The sequence below is a fragment of the Paraburkholderia translucens genome, from assembly GCF_020881035.1.
Classification (GTDB): domain Bacteria; phylum Pseudomonadota; class Gammaproteobacteria; order Burkholderiales; family Burkholderiaceae; genus Paraburkholderia; species Paraburkholderia translucens.
On the sequence record NZ_JAJITC010000014.1, the window covers coordinates 172844 to 181718 of the forward strand.

Consider the following 8875-nt stretch of genomic DNA (forward strand, 5'->3'; position numbering starts at 1 on the left):
GCGCCGCGCTAGCCTTCGAGCCGCTCGATCTGCGCCTCGATTTCCGAGGCGACGCGCTCGATGAACATCAACTGCCGCACCGCCTCGCCCGCCGCCTGATTCGCACCGCTATCGAGCGATGCACCGAGCTTGTCGAAGCGCTGACGCTCTTCGTCGCGCAACGCGACGAGCAGCGCGTCGAGCGCATCGACGTTCTTCGCCGCGGCTGCGTCTTCGATGTTCTCGCGCCATTCCATCTGCTGCATCAGGAATGCCGGCTCCATCGCCGTGTTGTTTTCTGCGCCGACGTTGATGCCACGCAACGACAGCAAATAGGTCGCGCGCTTGAGCGGATCGCGCAGGGTCTGATAGGCCTCGTTCGCGCGCGTGGCCCATTGCATCGCGATACGCTTTTGCGCGTCACCGGCCGCCGCGAAGCGATCCGGATGCACCTGCGCCTGCACGGTGCGGTACGCGTGGTCGAGCGTGCCCGCGTCGAGCGCGAATTGCGCCGGCAGACCAAACAGGTCGAAGTGGCTGTCGTTCAGCGAGGCCATCGGATTAAAGTCCGTTGATGAAAGCGCACCGGGGTGCAGAAAATGGGGTGTCAAAGCGTAGGGCCTTCAGGCGCGAGCTTCGGCAATCCGCGAATCAAACTAAAAAGGCGGCCCGCGCCGCCTTTGATCCGCCGCTCGCGGAAAGTACCGAACCTAGACGCGGAACGACTCGCCGCAGCCGCATTCGTCTTTCACGTTCGGGTTGTTGAACTTGAAGCCTTCGTTCAGCCCTTCGCGTGCGAAGTCGAGCTCCGTGCCGTCGATATACGCGAGGCTCTTCGGATCGACGACGACCTTCACGCCGCTCGTCTCGAACACCTGATCTTCGGGCGCGAGTTCGTCCACGTACTCGAGCTTGTAGGCGAGGCCCGAGCAACCGGTGGTGCGCACGCCGACGCGCAACCCGATGCCTTTACCGCGGCGGGTCAGATACTTCTGGACGTGCTGTGCTGCCTTTTCGGTCAACGTAATTGCCATAACGTTTCTCAGTTGCCGGAGTGGGCGGCCCGCATGTTCGCGCCGCTCACCGGTTACTCCGTTCTTACCCGGTCGCTCAGGCGGCCTTGCCGTCTTCGGCAACCGCTGCTTCGCCGTGGCGCTGCTTGTAGTCGGCGACCGCTGCCTTGATTGCGTCTTCCGCGAGGATCGAGCAGTGGATCTTCACCGGCGGCAGCGCCAGTTCTTCGGCGATCTGGGTGTTCTTGATCGACATGGCCTCGTCGAGCGTCTTGCCCTTCACCCACTCCGTCACGAGCGAGCTCGATGCAATTGCCGAGCCGCAGCCGTAGGTCTTGAATTTCGCGTCTTCGATGATGCCGTCCGCGCCGACGCGGATCTGCAGCTTCATCACGTCGCCGCAAGCCGGCGCACCGACCATGCCGGTGCCGACCGCGTCGTCGTCCTTCGCAAAGGAACCGACGTTGCGCGGGTTTTCGTAGTGGTCGAGGACCTTGTCGCTATAAGCCATGATTACACTCCTTGATTCGTTTCAACCTGCAATCCGATGAACGTTCGATGTCCGATTCGTCCAGATGGCGCGTCAGTGCGCCGCCCACTGGATCGTCGACAGATCGATCCCGTCCTTGTGCATTTCCCACAGCGGCGACAGATCGCGCAGCTTGGAAATCTTCGACTTCAGCAGGTTGATCACGTAATCGACTTCCTGCTCGGTCGTGAAGCGGCCCACCGTGAAGCGGATCGAGCTGTGCGCGAGTTCGTCGTTGCGGCCAAGCGCGCGAAGCACGTACGACGGTTCCAGCGACGCCGACGTGCACGCCGAGCCCGACGATACCGCCACGTCCTTCACCGCCATGATCAGCGATTCGCCTTCGACGAAATTGAAGCTGATGTTCAGGTTGTGCGGCACACGCTTTTCCATGTCGCCGTTCACATACACTTCCTCGATTTCCGACAGGCCTTTCAACAGCCGGTCACGCAGCATGCGGATGCGCTCGTTCTCGGTTGCCATCTCTTCACGCGCGATACGGAACGCTTCGCCCATGCCGACGATCTGGTGCGTGGCCAGCGTGCCCGAACGCATGCCGCGCTCGTGACCGCCGCCGTGCATCTGCGCTTCGATACGGATGCGCGGCTTGCGGCGCACATACAGCGCGCCGATGCCCTTCGGGCCATACGTCTTGTGCGCCGAGAACGACATCAGGTCGACCTTCAGCTTCTGCAGATCGATCGTGATCTTGCCGGTGGCCTGCGCCGCGTCGACGTGGAAAATGATGCCCTTCTCACGCGTGATCTCGCCGATCGCCTCGATGTCCTGGATCACGCCGATCTCGTTGTTGACCGACATCACTGACACCAGAATCGTGTCGGGACGCAGCGCCGCCTTGAACGCGTCGAGGTCGATCAGACCGTCGTCCCTGACATCCAGATAGGTGACTTCGAAGCCTTCGCGCTCGAGCTCGCGGCAGGTGTCGAGCACCGCCTTGTGCTCGGTCTTCACCGTGATGATGTGCTTGCCCTTGCTCTTGTAGAAGTGCGCGGCACCCTTCAGTGCGAGGTTGTCCGACTCCGTCGCACCCGAGGTCCAGATGATTTCGCGCGGATCGGCGTTCACGAGCGCGGCGACCTGCTCGCGCGCTTCCTCGACCGCGCGCTCGGCGTCCCAGCCATAAGCGTGGCTACGCGACGCGGGGTTGCCGAACTGCTCGCGCAGATACGGGATCATCTTGTCCACCACACGCGGATCGATCGGCGTCGTGGCGCTGTAGTCCATGTAGATGGGCAGGTGCAGAGAGTCGTTGTTCATCAATTGCTCCGGGAACGTCATGTGCTCTGGCTTCTGGGTTCGAGATGGGGCTGCGGCGAGATGTTGTATTTCGTGCCGCGCTTCACGAACCAGCCATGTTGAATACGGAATTGGGACCTTTCGGCGCCACGCGGACCGGTTCGACGGCCGGCGCATCGTTGCGCCTGTCGCGTAGCACTGCCGGCGCGCCTTCGCGCGAGCGCTGCTGGTCGACCAGATCCTTCAGCGAAACCGAATCGAGGTATTCGACCATTTTCTGGTTCAGCGTCGACCACAGTTCGTGCGTCATGCAGTGGCCGTCATGCTGCTTGGTGCCTTCGCACGTGCCCTTGCCGCCGCACTGGGTGGCGTCGAGCGGTTCGTCGACCGCAATGATGATGTCCGCCACCGTCACGTCCTCTGCACGGCGCGCGAGATTGTAGCCGCCGCCCGGTCCGCGCACGGACTCGACGATTTCATGGCGGCGCAGCTTGCCAAACAGCTGCTCGAGATACGACAGGGAGATGTGTTGGCGCTGGCTGATACCCGCAAGCGTCACCGGGCCCTGCTCCTGGCGCAGCGCCAGGTCGATCATCGCCGTGACGGCGAAACGGCCTTTCGTGGTGAGTCTCATATGATGTGGGAACCGCTATTCTCGACAAGTTTGGTCAAGTATAAATACATGAGCGATTTAGTCAAGTATGGACGGCGAATTTTGAGTCATGCGCTTAATTGAACGCCATATTTCCAGGGCGGAATCCCGGTGTGCGCGGCGCAAGGGGGTCGAACCGAGTTTGCGGCCCCCTTTCCTCGCCCGACGAAGCTCTACTTGAGCACTTGCGCACGCAGGGCCGCGATCAGCCCGCGGCAGGCTGCTTCGCACTGGTCGAGCACCAATTCGAAGCCATCCGCGCCACCGAAATACGGATCCGCCACTTCCCGCGTGCCGGTCCAACGGTCATCCGCATCGGGCACGAATTCCATCAGCAGACGAATCTTGTCGCGCTGCCCGGGCGGGCACAGTCGATGCAGAGCGGCGACGTTGCGCTCGTCCATTGCGACCAGCAGATCGAAGCGCGCGAAGTCCGCGGCGGTGATCTGGCGGCCGCGCAGTGCGTCGAGCGCATAGCCGCGCTGGCGTGCCGCGTACTGCGCGCGTTCGTCGGGTGGCGCGCCGATGTGCCAATCGCCGGTGCCGGCCGAATCGATCAGAATGCGGTCCGCAAGTTTTGCCTCGTCGGCCAGGCGACGCATCACGGCTTCCGCCGTCGGTGAGCGGCAGATATTCCCGAGGCAAACGAAACAGACGGACACGGTTTTCATCAGGGATTCTTCGGCGCTCCGGGCGCCACGCGCTGAGTCGGCAAACAGTCGGCAGACTGCGCCGCGATTATACAAACCTCGACGGATTCGCGCCGGACGCGGAACGGCCCTGCAAGCACCGCAAGCCTCGGACCGCCGGCCTGAGCCGCTCCCGCTTATGATGCCTCGGCGAGCGGCGCTGCCGCGGCAGCGCGCATCGGTTTGGCCGGCAAGGTCGAGGCGGGGTCCACCATGCCGTACGACACCGCGCGCGCGAGCTCGGCAGTCAGATGGTTTGCGTCGAGCGGCATCTGCGAGGCGCGCGAAGCGGTTTGGCCGTTGATATGCAGATAGGCGAGCACCGCGAGCGGCACAACAATGGCCAGCGGCCAGTACACCGATATTGTCTTTTTCATGATGTGTTTTCCAATTGAGGACCGGTGAGCTTGCGGCCCCCTATGCCCAGTTGAAATCCTATAGGAAATCACAATCGGGAAAAACCCAAACTGACGAGATAGTTCGTTGCTCCAAATGGAACAGTCAATTGACAGATCTCTGGCGACACACTGGCCCAGTGTTGGCACGAAAAAGAAAACCTTACAAACACATACAATGCTGCCGTGACGGACCGCAGAAATGATGGTCTCATCATTACGTCCATGTTTATTTGCACTCGCAACAGGTCTCATAAAATGAAAAGCATTGCACCTCTCGCTGGCCTCGTGGTCGCCGCCCTGCTCGGCGGCTGCGCGGTATATCCGGATGGCACGCCGATGTACGGCGATGCCTATGGCGGCTATAGCGGTTATGACGGTTACGCTTACGCGCCGGGCGCTGCGGTCGTGCCGCAAACGAACGTGTACCTCGGCTACGGAGATTACGGGCCGGGACGCTACTACGGCCCGGGGCCAGGCTATCGCGGGCACCCGGGGGACAACGACTGGCATCACGGCGATCACGGCGATCACGGCGACCACGGCGACCACGGCGACCACGGCGATCACCGCGATCACGGCGATCACCGCAATGATCATGGCAACAACAGCGGCGCGGGACAACCGCACGGCGGCCCGCCGCCGCAGGGCGCGGCGGCCGGGCCGCGCGGACCCGGCGGAGCCAATGGCGGCCCGCCGCCAGCACAACCGCAAGCAGGCAACGGCAGCGGGCGAGGTAACAACGCGTGGGTGAGAAGCTCGTCGCCACGTCAGCCGGGACAGCCGACCGAGCATTGACGACCGGGCGGCGGCGAACTATTGCGCCCGGTCCGCTGTCTGCCTCGAAGCTGCGCGGCGCCCAGCCGTCAAACCACACCCGAGGCCGCCCGCTCAGCCGATATGGCTGCGCTGCGCGGCGTACAACTCCCGGAACGTACGCCCTACCGGCGCCGGCATGTCGCGCGTGTCGGTCCAGCCCGCGCCGCCGAGCGGCAGTTTCACGATCGAGCGATTGCGCCCGCCCATGCGCTCCAGTACCCGCACCGCGAGCCTGGTCACGAGCGCATAAGCATCGGGATGCAGCGCGAGCCACCCCCACAGTGCCAACCCGGCGCGCTCCTTCCATGGCCGCAAATGGCGTTCCGTCTGTTTTTCACGCAGCTTGCGTAACAGATCGGACAGCGGGATGCCGACCGGGCACACGCTATTGCACTCACCGCACAGCGTCGCCGCTTGCGGCAGATCGAGCGCCTTGTCGATACCGACATAGCTCGGCGTCAGCACCGAGCCCATCGGCCCCGGATAGACCCATCCATACGCGTGCCCGCCGACCTTCTGATACACCGGGCAATGGTTCATGCACGCGCCGCAGCGGATGCAGCGAAGCATCTCCTGAAATTCGCCGCCAATCAGCCCCGTGCGCCCACCGTCGACGAGCACAACGTACATATGCTCGGGCCCATCCTGATCGCCCGCGCTGCGCGGCCCTGTCAGCATAGAAAAATAGTTCGAGGTTGCCTGGCCGGTCGCCGAGCGCGGCAGCAGGCGCATCGCGGTCGCGAGATCCTCCAGAGTGGGCAGCACCTTCTCGATGCCGGTGACAGCGACATGCACACGCGGCATCACCGTACACATGCCTTCGTTGCCCTCGTTGGTCACGACCGCGACCGAGCCCGTTTCCGCAACGATGAAATTGCCGCCCGTCACCCCCATGTCCGCGCTTAGAAAATGCGGCCGCAGCATCTCACGCGCCTCGCGCGTCAGGTCGGGAATCTCGGTGAGCCTCGGCCGGCCGTGCGTCTTCGCGAACAGATCGGCGATCTCGTCCTTATCCTTGTGGACGACCGGCGCGATGATGTGACTCGGCGGCTCGTTGTCGTTGATCTGCAGGATGTATTCGCCGAGATCGGTTTCGATCGACTGCACCCCCATCTGCCCGAGCACTTCGTTCAGGCGCATTTCCTCGGTGACCATCGACTTGGTCTTGATCACCTTCTTCACGTCGTGCCGGCGCGCGATGTCGCCGACGAGCCGCGCGGCCTCCTGGGTGGTCTCGGCGTACAGCACCGTCACGCCGCGACGTGTCGCCTCGCGCTCGAAGGTGTCGAGCCACACGTCGAGATTCTCGAGCGCACGATTACGGCGCTCCTTGAGCGCCGCGCGCGTCGCGGCGAAGTCGATCGCGTTCAGCGCGCTCGCGCGTGCCGACACGAACTTCGTGGACAGTTTGGTCAGGTTCTGCTGCAGGCGCTGGTCGGCGAGTTTCTGACCGGCGCGAGCTTTGAACTGCATCGATTGAACTTGCATGGCGGCCCTGATGAGATCGGATTGATACGCGGCACGGTCGCGCGCGACGCAATGCATGAAAGACGAATGGAACGCGACCCGAACGGCGCCTAGTGAGCCCTACACACGGGATTACACGTCGCCGGCCAGCACCTGCGCGATATGCAGCACGCGCGTCGTCGTGTCGCCATTGCGGCGCAGCCGCCCTTCGATATTCAGCATGCAGCCGAGGTCGCCGAGCACCACTGTGCCGGCGCCGCTCGCGGCGATGTTCGCGCACTTTTCGTCGACGATGGCGGTCGAGATATCGCCATACTTGACCGCGAACGTGCCGCCAAAGCCGCAGCAATGCTCGCAGCCCTTCATCTCTGTCACGGCCACTCCGACCTGCGCGAGCAGTTCGCGCGGCTGGGCCTTGACGCCCAGCTCACGCAGCCCCGAACACGAGTCGTGATAGGTCACCTGTCCCGCGAACTGGCCCGGCTGCAACTGCACCTTCGCGACGTTGACGAGGAAATCGGTCAGCTCGAAAACCTTGGCCCGCAGGCGGCCGAAGCGGTTCATGAGCTCGGGATCATCGCCGAGCAGATCGCCGTAGTGCACGCGAATCATGCCGCCGCACGAGCCCGACGGCACCACCACATAGTCGAACTGTTCGAACTCACGCAGCGTTTTCTCGGCGAGGTCGCGCGCGAGGCGGCGGTCCCCGGAGTTATACGCGGGTTGACCGCAGCAGGTCTGCGCGGGCGGCACCACGACCTCGAAACCGGCGCCTTCGATCAGCTTGATGACCGAAAAACCGATCTCGGGACGCATCAGGTCGATCAGGCACGTGACGAACAATCCGACTCGCATGAGCCCTCCTTTCGGGGAAACGTCCCTGATTATCCGCTGTTTGCCGAGGCAATACCAACGACCGGAAGGCATAGGACGCACGCCGCGGCGGATTGGAGGCGCCCTTCGAAGCGCGTTCGCTTTTTTCACCATACGAGATACAATCATTGCACGCTGTTTGACGCATCTACCGATTCTCATATGAGCGATACGAACCCGGATCCCAAAACTTCGATCCAGGTGATCGAACGCATGATGCGCCTGCTCGACGCACTGGCGGCGCATAGCGACCCGGTCAGCCTGAAAGAACTGGCCCTGCGCACGGAACTGCACCCGTCCACCGCGCACCGCATTCTGAACGACATGGTGATGTGTCGGCTGGTCGACCGTTCGGACCCCGGCACCTACCGTCTCGGCATGCGCCTGCTCGAGCTCGGCAATCTCGTGAAGGCGCGCCTGTCGGTGCGCGACGCGGCGCTCACGCCGATGCGCGAGTTGCATCGTCAGACCGGGCAGACCGTGAACCTGTCGGTGCGTCAGGGCGACGAAATCGTCTACATCGAACGCGCGTATTCGGAGCGCTCGGGCATGCAGGTAGTGCGGGCGATCGGCGGGCGCGCGCCGCTGCATCTGACCTCGGTCGGCAAGCTGTTTCTCGCCGCCGACGAGGCCACCCGTGTGCGGGCCTACGCGACGCGCACCGGTCTGTCGGGCCACACACAGAACAGCATCACGGATCTCGCGAAACTCGAGCGCGAGTTGTCGCATGTGCGCCAGCAGGCGTGCGCGCGTGACAACGAGGAGCTGGAACTGGGCGTGCGCTGCATCGCCGCCGGCATCTACGACGATACCGGCAAGCTGGTCGCGGGCCTGTCGCTGTCGGCGCCGGCCGATCGCTTGCAGGATTCATGGCTCGGACAGTTGAGCCAGACCGCATTGATGATTTCGGAGTCGCTCGGCTATCGGCCGCAAACGGAACAGGATCATTCGCACGGAGCACACGGCTCGCACCGTTCGCACGGCCAGCATTAACAGACGCAATGGCGGCCGCCTGACCGCCATTGCGTCCTTCGCGGCGTCGCCCGCGCCATGAAAAAAGCCTCGCGTTTGCGAGGCTTCAGACTGCTGACCAACCCCACGTTTTTCGGAGCGTGGGGTTTTGTTTTTCAGGCGAGGCGAGTTTTGTCGTGGGGTCCGAGAATTTGGGCGATGAAAGCCAGTATCGAGCTGGCGAGGCGCTG

At 63.3% G+C, this 8875-nt stretch carries 11 protein-coding genes; 2 read left to right on the plus strand and 9 right to left on the minus strand.

The window, feature by feature from the left end; genetic code table 11:
- Positions 1 to 8: 8 nt before the first annotated feature.
- The 7 genes from hscB to LJ655_RS23585 all read right to left on the minus strand — a co-directional run bounded on the left by hscB (position 9) and on the right by LJ655_RS23585 (position 4496).
- Positions 9 to 536, minus strand: coding sequence for a Fe-S protein assembly co-chaperone HscB (hscB, locus tag LJ655_RS23555; protein WP_230563618.1), 528 nt, complete (start codon positions 534 to 536; stop codon positions 9 to 11).
- A gap of 153 nt (positions 537 to 689) precedes the next feature.
- A complete protein-coding gene (iscA, locus tag LJ655_RS23560) occupies positions 690 to 1013 on the minus strand; it encodes an iron-sulfur cluster assembly protein IscA (protein WP_230563619.1) in 324 nt (107 codons plus the stop codon).
- A gap of 76 nt (positions 1014 to 1089) precedes the next feature.
- Entirely contained in the window at positions 1090 to 1503 is a 414-nt protein-coding gene (iscU, locus tag LJ655_RS23565) for a Fe-S cluster assembly scaffold IscU (protein WP_230563620.1), read from the minus strand.
- Positions 1504 to 1575: 72 nt separating this feature from the next.
- Positions 1576 to 2799: an IscS subfamily cysteine desulfurase gene (locus LJ655_RS23570; protein ID WP_230563621.1), complete on the minus strand. Its 1224-nt coding sequence runs from the start codon at positions 2797 to 2799 to the stop codon at positions 1576 to 1578.
- A gap of 82 nt (positions 2800 to 2881) precedes the next feature.
- On the minus strand, positions 2882 to 3412 hold the full coding sequence (gene iscR / locus LJ655_RS23575; RefSeq protein ID WP_008922038.1) for a Fe-S cluster assembly transcriptional regulator IscR: 531 nt from the start codon (positions 3410 to 3412) through the stop codon (positions 2882 to 2884).
- Positions 3413 to 3603: 191 nt separating this feature from the next.
- Positions 3604 to 4101, minus strand: coding sequence for a low molecular weight protein-tyrosine-phosphatase (locus LJ655_RS23580; protein ID WP_230563622.1), 498 nt, complete (start codon positions 4099 to 4101; stop codon positions 3604 to 3606).
- Between the two features lie 155 nt (positions 4102 to 4256).
- Positions 4257 to 4496, minus strand: coding sequence for a hypothetical protein (locus LJ655_RS23585; RefSeq protein ID WP_230563623.1), 240 nt, complete (start codon positions 4494 to 4496; stop codon positions 4257 to 4259).
- A 276-nt stretch (positions 4497 to 4772) separates the two neighbouring features.
- On the opposite strand from LJ655_RS23585, the gene LJ655_RS23590 reads away from it, so the two are divergent.
- Positions 4773 to 5312 (plus strand): hypothetical protein, encoded by a 540-nt coding sequence (locus tag LJ655_RS23590; RefSeq protein ID WP_230563624.1) that lies wholly within the window; start codon positions 4773 to 4775, stop codon positions 5310 to 5312.
- A gap of 93 nt (positions 5313 to 5405) precedes the next feature.
- On the opposite strand, the gene LJ655_RS23595 is transcribed toward LJ655_RS23590, so the two are convergent.
- Both LJ655_RS23595 and LJ655_RS23600 read right to left on the minus strand, forming a co-directional pair.
- Positions 5406 to 6821: a lactate utilization protein B gene (locus tag LJ655_RS23595; RefSeq protein WP_230563625.1), complete on the minus strand. Its 1416-nt coding sequence runs from the start codon at positions 6819 to 6821 to the stop codon at positions 5406 to 5408.
- 111 nt (positions 6822 to 6932) lie between these two features.
- Positions 6933 to 7655 (minus strand): (Fe-S)-binding protein, encoded by a 723-nt coding sequence (locus tag LJ655_RS23600; RefSeq protein ID WP_230563626.1) that lies wholly within the window; start codon positions 7653 to 7655, stop codon positions 6933 to 6935.
- Positions 7656 to 7835: 180 nt separating this feature from the next.
- Between LJ655_RS23600 and LJ655_RS23605 the strand changes: the two genes are divergently transcribed.
- Positions 7836 to 8666, plus strand: a complete 831-nt coding sequence (locus tag LJ655_RS23605; protein ID WP_230563627.1) for an IclR family transcriptional regulator — start codon at positions 7836 to 7838, stop codon at positions 8664 to 8666.
- Positions 8667 to 8875 lie beyond the last annotated feature (209 nt).

What these genes read in the sequence shown, in the direction of transcription:
- hscB (WP_230563618.1), bottom strand. Translation starts at nt 536, where the DNA reads ATGGCCTCGCTGAACGACAGCCACTTCGACCTGTTTGGTCTGCCGGCG.
- iscA (WP_230563619.1), bottom strand. Translation starts at nt 1,013, where the DNA reads ATGGCAATTACGTTGACCGAAAAGGCAGCACAGCACGTCCAGAAGTAT.
- iscU (WP_230563620.1), bottom strand. Translation starts at nt 1,503, where the DNA reads ATGGCTTATAGCGACAAGGTCCTCGACCACTACGAAAACCCGCGCAAC.
- LJ655_RS23570 (WP_230563621.1), bottom strand. Translation starts at nt 2,799, where the DNA reads ATGAACAACGACTCTCTGCACCTGCCCATCTACATGGACTACAGCGCC.
- iscR (WP_008922038.1), bottom strand. Translation starts at nt 3,412, where the DNA reads ATGAGACTCACCACGAAAGGCCGTTTCGCCGTCACGGCGATGATCGAC.
- LJ655_RS23580 (WP_230563622.1), bottom strand. Translation starts at nt 4,101, where the DNA reads ATGAAAACCGTGTCCGTCTGTTTCGTTTGCCTCGGGAATATCTGCCGC.
- LJ655_RS23585 (WP_230563623.1), bottom strand. Translation starts at nt 4,496, where the DNA reads ATGAAAAAGACAATATCGGTGTACTGGCCGCTGGCCATTGTTGTGCCG.
- LJ655_RS23590 (WP_230563624.1), top strand. Translation starts at nt 4,773, where the DNA reads ATGAAAAGCATTGCACCTCTCGCTGGCCTCGTGGTCGCCGCCCTGCTC.
- LJ655_RS23595 (WP_230563625.1), bottom strand. Translation starts at nt 6,821, where the DNA reads ATGCAAGTTCAATCGATGCAGTTCAAAGCTCGCGCCGGTCAGAAACTC.
- LJ655_RS23600 (WP_230563626.1), bottom strand. Translation starts at nt 7,655, where the DNA reads ATGCGAGTCGGATTGTTCGTCACGTGCCTGATCGACCTGATGCGTCCC.
- LJ655_RS23605 (WP_230563627.1), top strand. Translation starts at nt 7,836, where the DNA reads ATGAGCGATACGAACCCGGATCCCAAAACTTCGATCCAGGTGATCGAA.